This window comes from Coleofasciculus sp. H7-1 (assembly GCF_057473865.1).
This window is the reverse complement of the sequence record NZ_JBYCCT010000028.1, coordinates 1-16,453: the sequence shown is the minus strand read 5'-3', so window position 1 is coordinate 16,453 and position 16,453 is coordinate 1. Positions and strand designations below refer to the sequence as shown.

The 16,453-nt window shown below is 48.0% G+C and carries 16 protein-coding genes; 8 read left to right on the top strand and 8 right to left on the bottom strand.

Going from position 1 to position 16,453, the window contains the following annotated elements:
• From AC2VDX_RS07965 to AC2VDX_RS07940, 6 genes are all read right to left on the bottom strand, one after another.
• The coding region (locus tag AC2VDX_RS07965) for an IS1/IS1595 family N-terminal zinc-binding domain-containing protein (protein WP_486928135.1) at positions 1 to 83 on the bottom strand (83 nt) is incomplete at its 3' end.
• A 118-nt stretch (positions 84 to 201) separates the two neighbouring features.
• The gene (gene ftsH3, locus AC2VDX_RS07960; RefSeq protein WP_378178045.1) at positions 202 to 2,040 is read right to left on the bottom strand and encodes an ATP-dependent zinc metalloprotease FtsH3; all 1,839 of its coding nucleotides are present in this window, start codon (positions 2,038 to 2,040) and stop codon (positions 202 to 204) included.
• 63 nt (positions 2,041 to 2,103) lie between these two features.
• Positions 2,104 to 2,340, bottom strand: a complete 237-nt coding sequence (locus AC2VDX_RS07955; protein WP_378178047.1) for a hypothetical protein — start codon at positions 2,338 to 2,340, stop codon at positions 2,104 to 2,106.
• Complete coding sequence (locus tag AC2VDX_RS07950) at positions 2,337 to 3,155, bottom strand: aminotransferase class IV (RefSeq protein ID WP_378178049.1); 819 nt, start codon at positions 3,153 to 3,155, stop codon at positions 2,337 to 2,339. The genes AC2VDX_RS07955 and AC2VDX_RS07950 overlap by 4 nt, the downstream gene beginning before the upstream one ends.
• A gap of 76 nt (positions 3,156 to 3,231) precedes the next feature.
• Positions 3,232 to 5,436, bottom strand: coding sequence for a hybrid sensor histidine kinase/response regulator (locus tag AC2VDX_RS07945; RefSeq protein WP_378178051.1), 2,205 nt, complete (start codon positions 5,434 to 5,436; stop codon positions 3,232 to 3,234).
• Positions 5,437 to 6,140: 704 nt separating this feature from the next.
• Positions 6,141 to 7,382: an RNA-guided endonuclease InsQ/TnpB family protein gene (locus AC2VDX_RS07940; RefSeq protein ID WP_378178053.1), complete on the bottom strand. Its 1,242-nt coding sequence runs from the start codon at positions 7,380 to 7,382 to the stop codon at positions 6,141 to 6,143.
• Positions 7,383 to 7,590: 208 nt separating this feature from the next.
• On the opposite strand from AC2VDX_RS07940, the gene AC2VDX_RS07935 reads away from it, so the two are divergent.
• The 6 genes from AC2VDX_RS07935 to AC2VDX_RS07910 all read left to right on the top strand — a co-directional run bounded on the left by AC2VDX_RS07935 (position 7,591) and on the right by AC2VDX_RS07910 (position 13,028).
• Positions 7,591 to 8,511 carry a bestrophin family protein gene (locus AC2VDX_RS07935; RefSeq protein ID WP_378178055.1) on the top strand — a complete coding sequence of 307 codons (921 nt, stop codon included), beginning with the start codon at positions 7,591 to 7,593 and terminating at the stop codon, positions 8,509 to 8,511.
• 149 nt (positions 8,512 to 8,660) lie between these two features.
• Positions 8,661 to 8,840, top strand: a complete 180-nt coding sequence (locus AC2VDX_RS07930) for a hypothetical protein (RefSeq protein WP_378178057.1) — start codon at positions 8,661 to 8,663, stop codon at positions 8,838 to 8,840.
• A 403-nt stretch (positions 8,841 to 9,243) separates the two neighbouring features.
• Positions 9,244 to 9,438 carry a hypothetical protein gene (locus tag AC2VDX_RS07925; RefSeq protein ID WP_378178059.1) on the top strand — a complete coding sequence of 65 codons (195 nt, stop codon included), beginning with the start codon at positions 9,244 to 9,246 and terminating at the stop codon, positions 9,436 to 9,438.
• Between the two features lie 183 nt (positions 9,439 to 9,621).
• Positions 9,622 to 10,815 (top strand): AI-2E family transporter, encoded by a 1,194-nt coding sequence (locus tag AC2VDX_RS07920; protein WP_378178061.1) that lies wholly within the window; start codon positions 9,622 to 9,624, stop codon positions 10,813 to 10,815.
• A 57-nt stretch (positions 10,816 to 10,872) separates the two neighbouring features.
• On the top strand, positions 10,873 to 11,727 hold the full coding sequence (locus AC2VDX_RS07915) for a DUF4351 domain-containing protein (protein WP_378178063.1): 855 nt from the start codon (positions 10,873 to 10,875) through the stop codon (positions 11,725 to 11,727).
• 101 nt (positions 11,728 to 11,828) lie between these two features.
• Positions 11,829 to 13,028 (top strand): homocysteine biosynthesis protein, encoded by a 1,200-nt coding sequence (locus tag AC2VDX_RS07910; RefSeq protein ID WP_378178065.1) that lies wholly within the window; start codon positions 11,829 to 11,831, stop codon positions 13,026 to 13,028.
• 53 nt (positions 13,029 to 13,081) lie between these two features.
• Here AC2VDX_RS07910 and AC2VDX_RS07905 read toward each other — a convergent pair whose 3' ends face one another.
• Positions 13,082 to 14,017 carry a hypothetical protein gene (locus tag AC2VDX_RS07905; protein WP_378178067.1) on the bottom strand — a complete coding sequence of 312 codons (936 nt, stop codon included), beginning with the start codon at positions 14,015 to 14,017 and terminating at the stop codon, positions 13,082 to 13,084.
• 255 nt (positions 14,018 to 14,272) lie between these two features.
• Here AC2VDX_RS07905 and AC2VDX_RS07900 point away from each other — a divergent pair, with 255 nt between their 5' ends.
• Positions 14,273 to 15,124, top strand: coding sequence for a tetratricopeptide repeat protein (locus AC2VDX_RS07900; RefSeq protein ID WP_378178069.1), 852 nt, complete (start codon positions 14,273 to 14,275; stop codon positions 15,122 to 15,124).
• 39 nt (positions 15,125 to 15,163) lie between these two features.
• Here the strand turns inward: AC2VDX_RS07900 and AC2VDX_RS07895 are convergent, their stop codons facing one another.
• On the bottom strand, positions 15,164 to 15,781 hold the full coding sequence (locus AC2VDX_RS07895; protein ID WP_378178071.1) for a TMEM165/GDT1 family protein: 618 nt from the start codon (positions 15,779 to 15,781) through the stop codon (positions 15,164 to 15,166).
• Between the two features lie 582 nt (positions 15,782 to 16,363).
• Between AC2VDX_RS07895 and AC2VDX_RS07890 the strand changes: the two genes are divergently transcribed.
• On the top strand, positions 16,364 to 16,453 hold a 90-nt coding region (locus AC2VDX_RS07890; protein ID WP_378178073.1), incomplete at its 3' end, for a helix-turn-helix domain-containing protein.

Genomic DNA, 16,453 nt, shown 5'->3' with positions numbered 1-16,453 from the left:
CATTCCGCACAGATGTGATTTTGCTTACCTTGCTTCACACCATTCTTACGGGTATGAGTAGAACCACAACGAGGACATTGCATGGCTAAGCACCTTGAATTCATACTTTATTATGCAACGCCCAAAAAAATTGGGGCAGTTCTAGAAAATATCCTAGAATTACCCCAATTTATATAACGCTCAATTAGCAATTAGCGCGCCTTATGCGATCGCTGCCATCTTCACGTCGTTATTTGCCAGAACCTCTTGCAGTTCCTCAGCGTCTACCGTTTCCTTTTCAATCAGCATCTGAGCCAATTGATCCAGAATGTGACGGTTATTCAGCAACACGTCTTTGGCACGATGGTAAGCTTGATCCACCAAATTGTGGACTTCATCATCAATCGTCGCCGCAGTTGCTTCCGAGAAATCTCGCTCGGCGGAAATGTCGCGTCCCAGAAACATATTGCCTTGCTGACGACCTAGAGCAACTTGTCCCAAGCGCTCGCTCATGCCAAATCGCATCACCATTTGACGCGCCACACGAGCCACTTGCTGCAAATCATTCGAGGCACCCGTTGTCACCTCTTCTTCACCGAAGATGATTTCTTCAGCAATCCGACCGCCCAAGGCTACTGCCATCTGATTTTGCAGATAAGAGCGGCTGTACAGACCAGAATCCATCCGGTCTTCACTCGGTGTAAACCAAGTCAAACCACCCGCACGACCGCGAGGGATGATGCTGATCTTTTGCACCGGGTCATAATCCGGCATCAGGGCACCGACGAGAGCGTGACCCGCTTCGTGATAAGCCACCAAGGTTTTGCGCTTCTCGCTCATCACCCGGTCTTTCTTCTCTGGGCCAGCTAGCACCCGGTCGATGGCATCATTCATTTCATCCATCGAGATTTCGGTCAGGTTGCGACGAGCCGCCAGAATTGCCGCTTCGTTCAGCAAGTTGGCGAGGTCAGCACCCGTGAAACCAGGGGTACGACGGGCAATTTTCTCCAAATCCACATCCTTGGCCAGCGTTTTGCCACGAGCGTGAACGTTGAGAATTTCCAAACGACCAGCATAATCAGGACGATCCACGACCACCTGACGGTCAAATCGACCCGGACGCAACAGTGCTGCATCCAGTACATCTGGGCGGTTCGTGGCAGCAATGATAATAATCCCGGTGTTGCCCTCGAAGCCGTCCATCTCGGTCAGCAACTGGTTGAGGGTTTGCTCCCGCTCATCGTTGCCGCCGCCTAAGCCTGCACCCCGCTGACGCCCCACGGCATCAATTTCATCGATAAATACGATACAGGGAGCATTTGCCTTGGCTTGTTCAAACAGGTCGCGCACGCGGGAGGCACCCACACCCACGAACATTTCTACAAACTCAGAACCAGAGATAGAGAAGAAAGGCACGCCTGCTTCCCCAGCTACTGCACGAGCTAGCAGCGTTTTACCCGTTCCCGGAGGGCCAACTAGCAGCACGCCTTTGGGAATTTTTGCTCCAATGGCGGTGAAGCGGTCGGCGTTCTTGAGGAAGTCAACGACTTCATTCAGCTCTAGCTTGGCTTGGTCAATGCCAGCGACATCCCCAAAGGTGACTTGGGTTTGCGGTTCCATTTGGACTCTGGCTTTGGATTTGCCAAAGTTCATCGCTTGAGAGCCTGGGCCACTCTGAGCGCGTCGTAGCAAAAAGAACAATCCGACCAGAAGCAGAACGGGGAAAAACAGACTGCTCAAGGCGCGGAACCAGAAGCTTTCATCGCTCTGGGGCAAAACTGAAATGTCTACACCCTTGGTGGACAGAATGCCGATCAGGTCTGGGTCATTAGGCAGGTTAACGACTATCTTGCTGCCGTCTTGCGCGGTGACAAGCGCCTTAGTGCGGTCGGCATTAAGACCAACTCTTTCAATCCGACCGTCTTGAACTTCCTGAATCAACTTGCTGTATTTCCAGGTTTCCCGGCTTTGGGGTTGTTTGTCTAAAAATGCTGTTCCTAAGGCGATTACAACTATTGCCAGCAGCGCATACAGCCCTGCATTTCTCCACCGCTTATTCACCGAATTTCCTCCTAAGCTCTAGGATGTGGGGACGCTTTGAATTTTTATTTGTATTAACTTATGTTAACCCGTCTCAGAATTCCTTGACACGGTTGGTTCATAGAAACCTTCAACAACGTCATCTATCTTCATCGTAACCGTCGCCACAAAAACAACCATCCCAGCCGGAACAATATACTCCCACACACTCTTATGGGTGGGGCTACCAAAGCCTGTCGGGAGCAGGCGTAAGACTCCTAGCCTGCTCCCGACAGGCTTCGTTTGTTGAGCCGCGACTTCTGTCGAGCTTTTTACTCTCATGGGGATGCTTTGTGGGTTTGGTAGCTCTGAAACAAGCTTTGCAATTGCTCTAGGCTGCTGTGAAAAGGGTCAAAAGTTAAAGTGCTGTCCTGGCAAAGAACGGTATGAATCGGAAGGACTTGCACCACGCAATTACTATAAGCAAGAACAGACAATCCTTTCACAAAGTCAGCATCCCAAGGCACTTCCCCAGGAGTTAAATTTTGACTTCCCAGCCAGTTGATGAGTTGCGATCGCGCTACTCCCGGCAAAATTCCTGCATCCAGAGGCGGCGTCCACCACTTACCATCTCGCCATCCCCAAAGATTGCCCGTACTGGTTTCTAACCAATTTCCCCCATCATCGACCAAAATTGCTTCTTTCGCTCCCATCTGCTGGGCTTTTCCCAATGCCAGCCAAGCAGACAGGTAGTTCCCAGTTTTATGTTCGGGAATTGAGCGGCAAAATAAAGGTTCTGCCGCTAGCCAACTTTCTATACCATCTTTTTGGCGTTTTGTCAAATCGTCGGGGAAAAACCGCCCGGTAATCCACTCTCGCCCATCGGGAAATATGGTAATTCTGAGAACGGGGAAGTGTGGGATTAACGCTTCTGCTTCTTGCCGTAATCGTTCCCAGTCTGGCTGCTGCCAGTCAAAAGTTTGCAAACTGCAACAGATGCGATCGCAATGTCCCATCCAGTTAGTCAGTTGACTATCCAACGACTGTTCGTAAACCCGCAGCGTTGTAAACACCTTAGCTCCATAAAGCAACCCCGGATCGTCAATCGCTAATTCCAGGGTTCCCGACTCAATCAGGTTGCCGTTATACCAGTACATCTAATCACCTTCGGGTGAGTACAATATACTTCAACGTAATACACAAAGGCGACGAACAACGCGATCGCATCACCAACTAGAGAACTAGATTCAAAGAATTTCTAGCCAAGCTAGCGATCGTTGCAGCTAATACAGCTGCCTCGACTGGCTTAGGGATGTGCCTCTGGAAGCCTGCCGAAATCGCACGCTCACTGTCCTCGCTTCTAGCATACGCCGTCAGTGCCGCCGCAGGAATCTGTCCTCCTTGCTCTGGCGTCATTGCTCTAATTTTGCGGATCAGCGTGTAGCCATCCTCATCGGGCATCCCAATGTCGCTCACCAAGACATTTGGCTTTACCTGTTCCAGCGCCTCAAGTGCCTCCTGTGCCGATGCCACTGCTGTCACCCTAGCCCCATACTGTTCAAGAGCGATCGCCAGAAAATCTCGGCTATCAGCCTCGTCATCTACAACCAGCACCTGTAACCCTTCAAGTACAGTGCTGAAGACTGATGAAGACTGAGGACTGAGTGGGCTTTCTTGCTCAGTCCTCAGTCTTTTCAACTCACTCCTAATTATCAGCGGCAGCTGCACCGTAAATATTGCCCCTTGCCCCTCACCAGGACTGTCAACACAGACGGTTCCGCCGTGTAGTTCTGTCAGGTGACGAACAATTGCCAAACCTAAACCAAGCCCAGTTTGCGATCGCGTGCTGGTACTATCAGCTTGACGGAAGCGCTCGAAGACATAGGGCAGAAAGTCAGCCTCGATTCCTTTGCCTGTATCGCTCACCTCCATCTGAGCATAGGAACCAGTGCAATCGAGCTTGATTTCAACTCGTCCCCCAGATGGCGTGAACTTGATCCCATTCGAGAGCAAGTTCCAGACAATCTGCTGCAAGCGGTTTGGATCGCCTAAAACCAAACCAACGGCGGGATTGAGTACCGACTCCAGTCGAATGCATTTAGCCGCAGCTGCTAAATGCACCGTCTCCATAGCCGCTTGGACGATCGGCATCAGATTAACCGGGCACACATTCAAGGAAAGTTTGCCTCGAATCATCCGCGAGACATCCAGAAGATCCTCAATCAACTCTGCCTGTAACTTAGCGTTGCGCTCAATTGTTTCCAGTGCGCGAGCAGTCGTTGCTGCGTTCAATTTCTGAGTGCGAAGCATCCCAGACCATCCAATTATCGGGTTGAGGGGCGATCGCAACTCGTGAGAAAGTACCGCCAAAAACTCGTCTTTCATCCGGTTCGCCGCCTCCGCCTCGGCACGAGCCGCCTGTTCGCTAGCCAACAGTTGGGTACGTTCTTCCTCCGCTCGCTTGCGCTCCAGTTCGGCTGTAGCACGGGTGGCAAAGATTGTCAGCAGCGATTCTGCTAGTGGGATATTCTGCAACGGTTTTCGATCCATCACCCCAAGCAATCCCAGCACACTGCCTGTGGAGTCTAAAAGTGGAGTTGCGATATAGCTGTCAACTTCCATCTGGGCAAGCAAAAAATTACCTGAAAATTGCGCTAGGAGATCACGGGGATAGCAGCATGGCTTCCCCTGCCTAATCACCTGTTGGCAAGGCGTATTCAGCAGTGAATATTCAATGTTGTCTAAAATCTTACTTTCGGCGCATAAAGCAATAGTGCTGACCTTTTCTTTGTCTTTCTCAGCCAATTCCCCAATGAAAGCGTAATCAACACCCAATGCCTTGGTGAGGTGTTGCACCAGTGAGTAGAAAAACGCCTCCCCTGTGGCTGCCGAAACTCCCTTAGTTACCTCAATGAGAGCGGCATCCATCTGGGCAATTTTATGTGCAGCCAGCCGCAACTCTAACTCATCAACCACCATAGCCGCTAGGTCAGCAAGGGTTGCTCGCTGCTCTGCACTTAACTCATGGCGCGGTTTGCTGTCTACAAGACAAAGGGTGCCAAGATTAAAGCCATCCTTAGCGATCAGGGGGGCACCCGCATAGAAGCGAATGCCCGGTTCGCTAATTGCATAGGGCATACAAGCGAAGCGGGGATCTTTTCTTGTATCTGCAACAACTAAAACATCGTCAGACAAAATAGCGAAGCTACACATTGTTGCTTCACGATTAATTTCGCGGGTGTCAAAGCCGTAGCAGGATTTAAACCAGGCTCGAAATTTGTCAACCAAAGAAACTATGGCAATGGGTACGTCAAAAAGACGAGCCGCCAGAGCCGTAATGCGGTCGAAGCTTTCTTCAGGAGGTGTATCGAGGATATTGTAGCGACGCAGTGCCTCTAGGCGTTCTATTTCGTTAGGCGGCAGGGGAACAGTGGTCAAAGTACCTCCAGAAGACACTCCTAAAATATGGTTTGGGGCAGCTAAGATAGCTTTGTGTACCTGTCAAAGAGCGCCATATTTATAATTATTTAAATTTTACGGCACTCTCAAGTAAAACCAAATACTCTACCACAATCAGGGCAATAAACACTGCAATTATTGACACTGTTGGGATCGGAAGCGCGATCGCTTACCGGCTACTAACCACGATGGAACATAGTTGACACAAGCTACGCCTAAAGGTATAAGACTCTTTTAGAAAGATTCGCTAACTATGCCACAACACAAAATAATTCTTAGGCGTAGAAGTTTAGGTGCGGTGTGTGCGTTCCTGTTGCTCATAGGCGGTAATCGGTTGCCGCTAATCGCTAACACTCTGCTAATTATTAAATTTGAGAGATAGCGATCGCTTCCCTTTTTCCTATCTTTATGCTTTTTATTCAGGGGTGGTGAAAAGCGATCGCCATCCAGTTCGCCCAAGTTAGCGTCTTCACTTAGGGTAATCCCCTAGTACAAATTCTTCCCTGAACTGGGTGATTTTGGATTCCTGCCTCTGACTTCACTGAACTGCTTAGATAAATCGAGTATTATCTTTTGGATATTCATCCATAGTCTGAATCAAAAGTCTGAATCAAAGCCAGAGGTTGAGATTGTTTGACACTCCCCGCCGTAAAACGGACGGGGATTCTTAAGAAAATAAAGCCTCAGTAGACTTTGATTCGTAACGGCTGTGCCAAACAGCCTCTAGACAGTCCGGTAAAACCATTCTGCTTACTTTTGCGTCCGATATTCGCCGCGCCTTGTGCGTCAGCATTAATCAAATGTCCTTCTTTACTCCGATACAATCCACGCTTAACTCGCTTACCAGAAAACTGGTAAGTAGCTGGCTTGTCGGCATTGTAGACAGGCAACTCATCGCCATCCAAAAAACTGGATTTAGATGTGTAAGATTCTTCCTGCTCCTTGTATTTCAACCCATATCGCTCGCAGAGATATCTAAGTTTATTTCTCAGGATATAAAAGGGAATCTGGACAAAGTTTTGATTGGGGCGACGACCAAGATTGATATCTTGCTTCATCCCCAGGTTGAATCCGACAATCAAGCATTCAATTTTAGTATTAACGCAATGGTCGATTATCAGTCTTGCAGCTTTATTCAGGTAATCCCTGATTTGATTGCTACGATTGACATACAGCCGAGCCTGACGCTCGGTAAGTTTTTCTATCTTCTGTCGATCTTTGATAGATTGCAGTCTAGCATTTTCCTTGTTGAACCACTGGTTAATAGATTTAAGGAAGCGACCATCCACAATAAAGGATGCCCCATTGGTGTCAACACAAGTTGCCAGATTGTCCAATCCAAGATCGATCGCCAGAGAACTACCCGCAATCGTTTCGGAGGGTTCATTGGCACTTTTAGAGATATACTCAACCTCGAAGAATCGAGCATCGTATTTAGGGTGAATCCGAACCTCTTTGATAGTATCGGGGTCGAGTCGTTCTGGAAAGTTAATTACTAGATCTCCAAATCCCTTTTTAAAAGCATAGGACATCGGTACTTTAAACTTTCCATCTTTGACTTTAATCCGAGGGATTATCAACACGAAATACCCATCTTTGGGCAGGTAGTGAGGAAGTCTTACCTTCTGTTGATAAGTGCCAGATTTAACCGCATTAATCAGTCCAAAAAAGCTGTTAAAGGTTCGATCTACCACCTTCAATGTTTGCTGTGCAATGTCTGTATTGAGGGCTTGGTAGTTCTCATTCTCTTTGCACAGATGGTAAGCCGACTCATAGCGCAAGTGTTTACGTTCCTCAAAAAAGTATTGGCGAACGGTGTAAAGACCCACATTGTAGAGGTTCTTACTCAGCCTGCACAACTCTCTCAGAGCCAAGAATTCGGCTTTGTCAAGGTCGCGTAGTTGGTTTTTCTGAGTTGAGTACATAAACATTACTTTCGCTGATATCATCATTATATAGCGAAAGTTAACCAACAACAAGTTATTTTTGCCATGCATAGATTTATTGCTCATTCGTCGCTCACCCCGATATAGCCGATATCTAACGATTGTCGGTTTCGGTTGGGGTGAGACTCCTCACTCGCCTCAAGCACCCTCCCCGCGCTAAAAGCGACGGGGTTTCTCGGAGGTTCCGATGAATAAAGAGAAACGTCGCTGGTTTCAAGTTGCTTTCCAGCTAAAAGGCTCGGTCATTCCAGCAGTGTTACCTAGAACATTTGTGTGCGGTGCTTTTGGTTTGATTATTTCTGTCCTTTATCATTTTAAATTGGCTGTATCATTGCCAATTTTGGCTAGCTTAATTCCTAATATTGTTTTAGGTTTATTACTGGTTTTTCGGACAAATACAGCTTACGAAAGATTTTGGGAAGGTCGGAAATGCTGGGGCAATTTAGTTAACACCGTCCGCAACCTGGCTCGTCAAATCTGGGTGTCAGTTGACGAAAATGAACCGAAGGATCGAGAGTCAAAAATTGCCGCTTTGCGTCTTCTAGTAGCTTTTTCAGTAACTACCAAATTGCATCTAAGATCGGAGCAAGTCAACAGCGAACTAGAAGATTTGATGTCCGCCTCTCGTTATTTTAAGCTAAAGACAATGAACAATCCACCGCTAGAAGTTGCTTTTTGGATTGGAGATTATTTACAAGAACAACATGGTCGAAGTTGTTTAAATATTTATCAAATGAATTCTCTGCAAAACTTGATTAATATACTGGTAGACAATTTAGGCTCTTGCGAACGCATTCTCAAAACTCCAATTCCAATGGCTTATGCTATTCATCTCAAGCAGTTAATGTTAATTTATTGTCTATCTTTGCCATTCCAAATGGTTGCACAGTTGCATTGGTGGACTGGACTAACGGTTGCTTTGATTAGTTTCACATTGTTTGGAATTGAAGAAATTGGAATTGAAATTGAAAATCCATTTGGTCACGATCCAAATGACCTGCCTTTAGATGCGATTTGTGCTACTATGCGGCGCAATATCGAAGATTTGATTTCTCTAGCCCCTAGTGTTAGGGATTGGAAGAACACACCAATCGATAAGGCAGGATAGGAAAAAAAGCCTGCTAGCGATCGCTTAAGACGAATACGATTTTACTTGATGTCTGCATCACAAAGAGAAATTACGATTGAGCGCTTCGATATTCCTTAGGATACATGACGCTTTTTGGAACCTTGGTATCATATTTAAGAAATTAAATTATGCCCAAAAGGAAATCCTCAATGAATGGTGAATGGTTAATAAAACTTAGTGTAGTTTTATACTTTATAACGGCGACTGCACTACTGGCAGAACTGATGAATTTTCATCCATTTTCAGCTGCCCCAGTGGTGACTACCGAAGAACAAGTGCAACCGATTGCTGTAGATTATCAACTTTGAAAGCTAACGCCCCAGGGAATTGCCATTACTGAGGAGGATTATATAAATTTTTACAAAAACAGGCGAATCGAATTCGCTGTTATATATTGGCACGCATCGGGATGATCCCAAAAGAAAAGCGATCGCGCTTCGTTTAAAAGAAGCGATCGCTTGTTTCTCACCTCAAGGAGTCATTAAACCAAAGCGGCTTGCTTCAACTGTATCCCGTCAGACAGCTTCCCGCTACGCAACCATTCATCCATTTCAGATGCAATCTTAGCCGATTTGAGTTGTTCGGTGCAGTTCAGCGCCTTCCAGAACTTCTTTAAGCTATTTTAAAAAAGGGGATGCGATCGCCTGGGTTCGGTGTCTACCCCTACAAGCATCCGTATAGCCGTAGTTTAGTCTTAGTTTATTAAGTTATATGACAACTCAGGCTGGATTCATTTTAAAAGTGCTAGTCATCTCAGCTGCGCTGTCGATCTTGATTAAGTACGGTGGCCCCTATTTATCGATTCCAGCAACCCCAGCGCTGGTGCTGATGGTCGTGTTTCTGCCAACGCTGATTATGGCTGTATCCTTCTGGCAGCGATCGCGGCAATATCGCCAACTGGATTGATTTATATTTAGAGTATTAATCAATACCTAATTTAGTCAACTTCGACCAGTAAAAACACTGAGAAGCTCGACGCTTGGCAACTATCCAAACCCTACTTTCAACCTATGCGAAAGTTGCCAATATCGGCTAATCTAGCTGCATTGAACGGCAATTGCAGCCTATGTCAGCTCGGAGTCAACACCTGTGAATCTAGGTCAGTGGATTGGCTTATTCGTCTTAGTCGTTTCTCTCTATATTTTGTGGCAAATTCGGCAGGTGCTGCTGTTGGTGTTTGCCGCTGTTGTATTGGCGACTGCCTTGAACCGATTGGCGCGGCGGCTACAACGATCGGGAATGCAACATGGCATCGCTGTCCTGGTGTCGATTGTCTTATTACTAGCTCTGATTGTCGGGTTCTTTTGGCTGATTGTGCCGCCCTTTGCAGTCCAGTTTCAAGAACTCACAGAGCGAGTTCCCAGAGGGTTTGAGCGGTTGAATCTTTGGTTAGATCGCCTCAGAACTGGTCTTCCTAGTCAGCTGACACCGTATCTACCCGATGTGGAGAGCCTGAGCCAACAAGTACAGCCCTTAATCAATCGGCTACTGGGAAGCTCGGTCGCCTTTTTCTCCAGTTCTTTAGGGATTATCCTCAATATATTGCTGGTGCTGGTTTTAACCGGGATGTTGTTAGCAAATCCCCAAGCTTACCGCAAGGGATTTATCCGGCTATTTCCCTCTTTTTATCGGCGGCGAGTGGATGGGATTTTGGATCAATGCGAGGTGTCATTAGGGCGATGGTTTGGAGGCGCTCTGATTAGCATGAGTGTAGTGGCGCTGATGAGTATGATTGGCTTGTCGGTTTTGCGTATTCCCTCACCGCTAGCTCAAGGGATTTTGGCGGGAGTTTTAAATTTGATTCCCAATCTTGGCCCGACGATTAGTGTCATCCCACCAATGGCGATCGCGCTGTTGGAGGCTCCTTGGAAATGCTTGGCTGTGTTCGGTCTTTACTTTGTTATTCAGCAGGTTGAAAGCAATTTTTTAACACCCTACGTTATGGCTCAACAGGTGTCGCTGTTGCCAGCGGTAACGTTACTTGCCCAAGTATTTTTTGCCACCTTCTTTGGGTTTTTAGGGTTGTTCTTGGCGTTACCGCTAACCGTTGTCGGTCAGATTTGGGTCAAAGAAGTCTTATTCAAAGATGTCCTCGATCAATGGCGCAATCAGCGTGAAGTTGCTTTTGAAACCAAGGGTGCAGAGTTATCCGATGAAGCTGCTGAATTTGATAAAGAAACTGGAGCCTTGTCGGAAGCAAATTCATCCATCAATGACAAGCCTAATCTTGATAACGAGAATCAGCCGAATGTTGATGACGTAACTGGCAAACAGAAGAAGTAGCGATCGCTATCATCAGTAACCTCCGATAAAATAATCCTACTTTCTCAAATTGCCCTATTGGAATACGACAACACTTGCAAGTATCTTGCCGAGAATTACCCAGATGAATTTGCCAAGTGGCTACTTTCATCTGAAACTTCAGACATCCTGGTAATCAAAACCGAACTCAGTCTGGAACCGATTCGCGCCGATTCTGTTACCTTCCTGCAAGTCGCCAACCAAATCTTGCACCTGGAATTTCAAACCTTGGCGCAATCGACTCCTCCCCTCGACTTCCGGATGCTCGACTACTATACGCGACTGAAGCGGCAATATGGGTGTGAAATTGTGCAGGTGGTGATTTTTTTGCAAGCCACTACCTCAGAACTCGTCTTTCGACAGCAGTACACAGACACAAACACCAGACATGAATATCGAGTCATCCGTCTGTGGGAGGAAGATCCCACCCCACTGCTAGCAAACCCTGCGCTCCTACCCCTGGCAACCTTAGCTCGCAGCGATTCACCCAGAGCCTTATTAGAGCAAGTCGCCGCTGGGGTCGCTACGATCGAGGAAACCACCGAGCGACAGAATATCCTAGCTTGTGCAGGAGTGCTGGCTGGTTTGCGGTTTAAAAAAGATTTGATTCAACAACTATTACGAGAGGAAATTATGCAGGAATCTGTTATCTATCAAGACATCCTCCAAAAGGGAGAGCAACGAGGTCTGCAACAAGGTCTGCAACAAGGAGAGGTGGCGCTAATTTTGCGACTGCTCAGGCTACGATTTGGTGACATTAATCCTGAAGAGCAAGAACAGATTCGCGGTTTATCTATCCCTCAGTTAGAGGAATTGGCGGAGGCGCTGTTGGATTTCTCCAGCCAAACTGATTTAGTTAGCTACTTGGCGGCGATAGAATCATCGGCAATCTGAACAGCAGCGCACAACGCGAACCTATAAACGGGGTCGCCCCAAGGGGTATCGCAATAGTGGAAACTAGGGATGAGCAAAAGTCCGACCCTTCAACCTTCCCTATGCGAACCCTTGCCGAAATTAACGACAAAATCAGCCACCAGCGTGCAGTGGTGTGGACAACAGAAGAATTAAAAGTACGGGTGGCAGAAGTGGGAGTCACCCAAGCTGCGAAGCAAGTAGATGTGATTACCACCGGCACCTTTGAGCCGATGGAGTCGTCGGGGGCGATTATTAACTTGGGACACACCGACCCCCCGATAAAAATTCGTCAATGCTGGTTAGATGGTGTTTTAGCCTACTCTGGCTTTGGGGCAGTGGATTTGTATCTGGGAGCAACCCAGATGGTGGAATATCGGAGTAGCGGCGACCCCTTGGACGGCGAAGAATCCAGAGAACGCGGCGGCGGTCATGTGATTGAAGACTTAATTGCTGGTAAAACGGTGCAACTACGCGCCATTGGACAGGGGACGGACTGCTATCCTCGTGCTTCCTTTGAGACAACTATCACCCGCGACACAATTAACCAGTTTTATCTATATAATCCTCGCAATCTATACCAAAATTTTATCGTCGGGGTGAATGGAGGCGATCGCCCCCTTTATACTTACCTCGGTCCCCTGCAACCCCGCCTCGCCAATGCCGTCTACTCAAACGCTGGGGCAATTTCTCCCCTCCTGAACGATCCAGACCTGCAAATGATTGGGATTGGCACCCGGATTTTCTTAGGCGGCGGCGTCGGCTATGTGGCTTGGGAAGGCACCCAACACTTCCCCTTGCAAAAGCGCTTGCCAAATCGAACGCCCGTTGGTCCTGCTGCCACTCTTGCCTTAATGGGAGATGCCAAACAAATGAATTCTCGCTGGGTGCGCGGTTGCTATTTCAAAAATTATGGCCCTTCTCTGATGCTGGGCGTTGGCGTCCCGCTGCCCGTTTTACAAGAGCAAGTCGTCGCCAATTGTGCCCTGCAAGACAAGGAGATCGTGGCACCTGTTGTCGATTTCTCGATTCCTCGGCGCGTCCGTCCCACTTTTGGTCTCGTGAGTTACGCCCAGCTCAAGACGGGACGCATCACAATTGAGGGCAAACCCGTGCGGGTCGCCCCCTTGGTTAGTCTATTTTTTTCCCATCAAGTGGCGCTGGAGTTGAAGCAATGGATTGATGCGGGGAAATTTACCCTCACCGAACCTGTTGCCCCAATTCCAATGGATCGGTCGTTTTTACCCCAAGACCGATGGGGTTCTCAAATTTCCCTGGATTAGTCATTCGTTATTAGGCTGTAACTCATCACAGTGACTAATGACTAACAGCCTGTTTATTCTGGCGGCGGGGAAGAGCGCTTAACTGGCTTTGGCAAGGGTTCTCGGCGTTTGGGGGACGGGGGCGCGATCGCTGCGGGTCTTTCTTTGCCTGGACGCACGGGACGCTCTCGACTTCCTCCTCCTGGCTGTCTGCTGGGAGGACGCCCACCTCCACCTCGGAACGGCTTCTTGCCCGGAACCTTTCTGGGAGGCAGGCGACCAATATCCTGGCTCTCCTGAATTACCAGGGAGTTCCCCTGTCGCTGCACCTGCAAATCCATGAAATGACCGACTGCTTTTTCTTGGACAACACCAATGAGTTTCAACTTGAAAAACTTGGGCGTGTCTTCCTGCTTGCGGGGAGACTGCTTAATCTTGACAATGATGCCTTCTTCTTCTTCCCGCGACTGAAAAATCACTTCTCCGCGAATCGAAAAATAGCCATCGTTCGCCGCCGATTCGCTTTGAATATCCGTTGGTTCGGACGATTCCGCTGTTTCCGCTTCTGGGTCAGACGACGGTTGGTTCAGCCTTTCCGGCTCCCAAACGCCCACAATCTGGACGTGCAAGTTGCCGTCTTCTTGTCGCATCCGGGGATAGACAACCCATAAATGTTCCTGCTCTAAGTTCAGGTGATTTTTGACTAAACTCATCACCCGACCCAATAGCACGGCATCGATGGCTGTTCCATCGGTTGCCAGCAGCATTCCTCGCGTAAATTGCTCGTCAGAGGACGTGTACTTACCCTTTACTAGGCCAATGGCCCGGTATTGCATAGGTTCGCTAGGCGGAGGAATGGGTTGCTGTCGGGTGACAGCAGGATTCTCCTCAGTTGTTTGTTCCAAATCGCTGTTTGACGCTGTATCCGCTGGCGTTTGCGGACTGGGTAGTGGTGGTGGTTCTGGCTTAGGATCGCCAGAAGACTGGGGTAATTCGGAGAACCGGTTCACAGAAGGACTCATAATACTCCTCGCGGCGGAGACACATCCCCTTGGGGGGAGTCAGTCAGCTCATTGTACTGAATGCGGCGATCCGACTGGTAGATCCGCAATGTTTTTGCACTCAGCAAAAACTCCTACACCTTATCAAGTTCAGTTCCATGCTGTCACTATTTTAAAACGTGGAGACGGTGATGCTGTTTGCCAAGTGTGACAGTGGAAAATAAGATTGTGTTTGATAATGGCAATAGAGTTCAGAGCAGTCGTGTGTCCCAAAAGCGCAATCGCTGGTTTATTAATCTAGTCCTAGGGCTGGGTGTGTTGATCTTTGTCGGATTGTCTATCATTCCGTTGGTGGGTATTGTTTTTGACGGCAAACAGCCTACTACTGGGGCAACACCAACACCAACCCAGACAGCAGGGGTAGCCAATCAGTCGGAACTGGAAGCGCAGGCGAAAGGTTACGAACTGGTTTTGCAGCGAGAACCAGAGAATCAAACGGCGCTGCGGGGGTTGTTGGAAGCGCGGCTAAAAATGCGGGATATCAAAGGCGCGATCGCTCCTTTAGACAAACTGGCGAAGCTAAATCCAGATCAAAGCGAGTACGCAGTTTTACTCGCGCAGGCTAAACAGCAAACTGGGGATCGAGAAGGGGCTGCCCAAACTTATCGTTCGATTTTGACTTCTAAACCGGGAGATATGAACGCCCTGCAAGGTCTTGTGAGTCTCCTGGTACAACAAAACCGTCCGGAAGCAGCGATTGGATTGCTGCAAGACACGTTGAAAACGGCTCCACAAGTGAATCAAGTTCAACCGGGTAGCGTTGATGTCACTTCGGTGCAGTTAGAGTTGGGCAAGGTTTACGTTGAGCTAAAGCGCTATCCGGAAGCGATCGCTATCTACGATGATGCGATCAAAGGCAATAAACAGGATTTTCGTCCCGTGCTAGCGAAGGCGCTGGTGCTGCGAGAACAAGGTAAAATCGCCGAAGCTAAACCTCTATTTAATACAGCGATCGCCTTAGCTCCAGCCAGAGTCAAAGACCAAATTAAACAACTGGCGGCTGACGCACCCGCACCCACTACTTCGCCTTCTGCCTCTCCCAGTGTTGCGCCTTAGGAATTAACAATTAACAATTAAAAACATGATTTTTAATTGTTACGCTCCTTCCCACAGGGCGATCGCTCCAAAAAGCAGAAATAAGCCGCCGCCAATTGCTGTAATTAATCGCTCGGAGATTCGTCCGGCAATCATCCGACCCCCCAAAACTGCGATCGCTGCACAAATACTATGCCCCAAGATTGCCCCAGCCGTGACCCCCATCGCAGGCTGGGACGCGGCTAGCGCAATTGTGGCAATCTGAGTGCGATCGCCCCACTCTGCTAAAAATGTCAGCATAAAGGCTTCGAGTACAATCGCCCAAGGAGTTTTCTGCTTTGGCATTTTCAACTCAGCTTTTTTAACTGTAGCGATCGCTTCTTCGGCTTCTTCACAATCTACTCCCCCTGGCATCTGACTTGCTTCGTACAATAACTTCACCCCGAAGCCAACAAAAAAAATAATTTCCGCAAAATGAAGATAATTCTGGGGTAGTAGAGACGCCACTTGTCCCATGAGAACCGATAGTACCGTCATTGCTGCCAATGCCGCCACGACTCCTGCAAATACCAGTCGTCGGGAGTGGCGCATTGCCAGAATCACAGCAATGAAAAAGGTTTTATCGCCTAATTCGGAAAAAGTGATGAATAATAAACCGGCAGTAAAAGCTGTCAGCATCCTCTCAAGCTCCTCAGAATTTTCTACCTATCGCATCTGAGTGAGCTTTCTGGAGGGTACAGGGACTTCACCAGCAGCTCACATCAGATGTGAACTCGGTGAAGGTCTCGCTCCCAAGGCTTGAAACTTTAGTTCAGCGCCTACGCGCTTGTTTCTAGTTTCTTTAGCTTGTCACCTGAACCAGGCTCATCGCCAGTATGTTGATTCAGATGGGCTAGCGTAATTCTTCGCTAGCAGCTACTCCCCTTCATTGTTAAGTAATTATACATCTAACTATGGGTAGAAGAAAAGTAGTAAATTTACCTCAAACAGCAAGAAGGCTCACACCGTAATCTCTGATCCGGTGTCGAGATGAATTGCGAGTGAGTCGAGTTGCGTAGTTTGATTGTATTTGAGCGTAGCGAAAACAGAGAAAACTACAGCGACTTGATGAACAAAATATTTTATTTTTTGGTAACACAACTGTCTAAATACGCGTTATCATGAATATGTAAACACGGTAAGGACTATAGCATACTTCGACCCTTCGACAGGCTCAGGGCAGGCAGGCTCAGTAACCATCCTTCAACAGGCTCAGTAACCATGTACAGAGCAGCTAAAGTTAGAATTTATCCCACTGATCAGCAAGAATCCTATCTAGCTCAGTGTTTTGGTAATGCTCGTTGGTTGTGG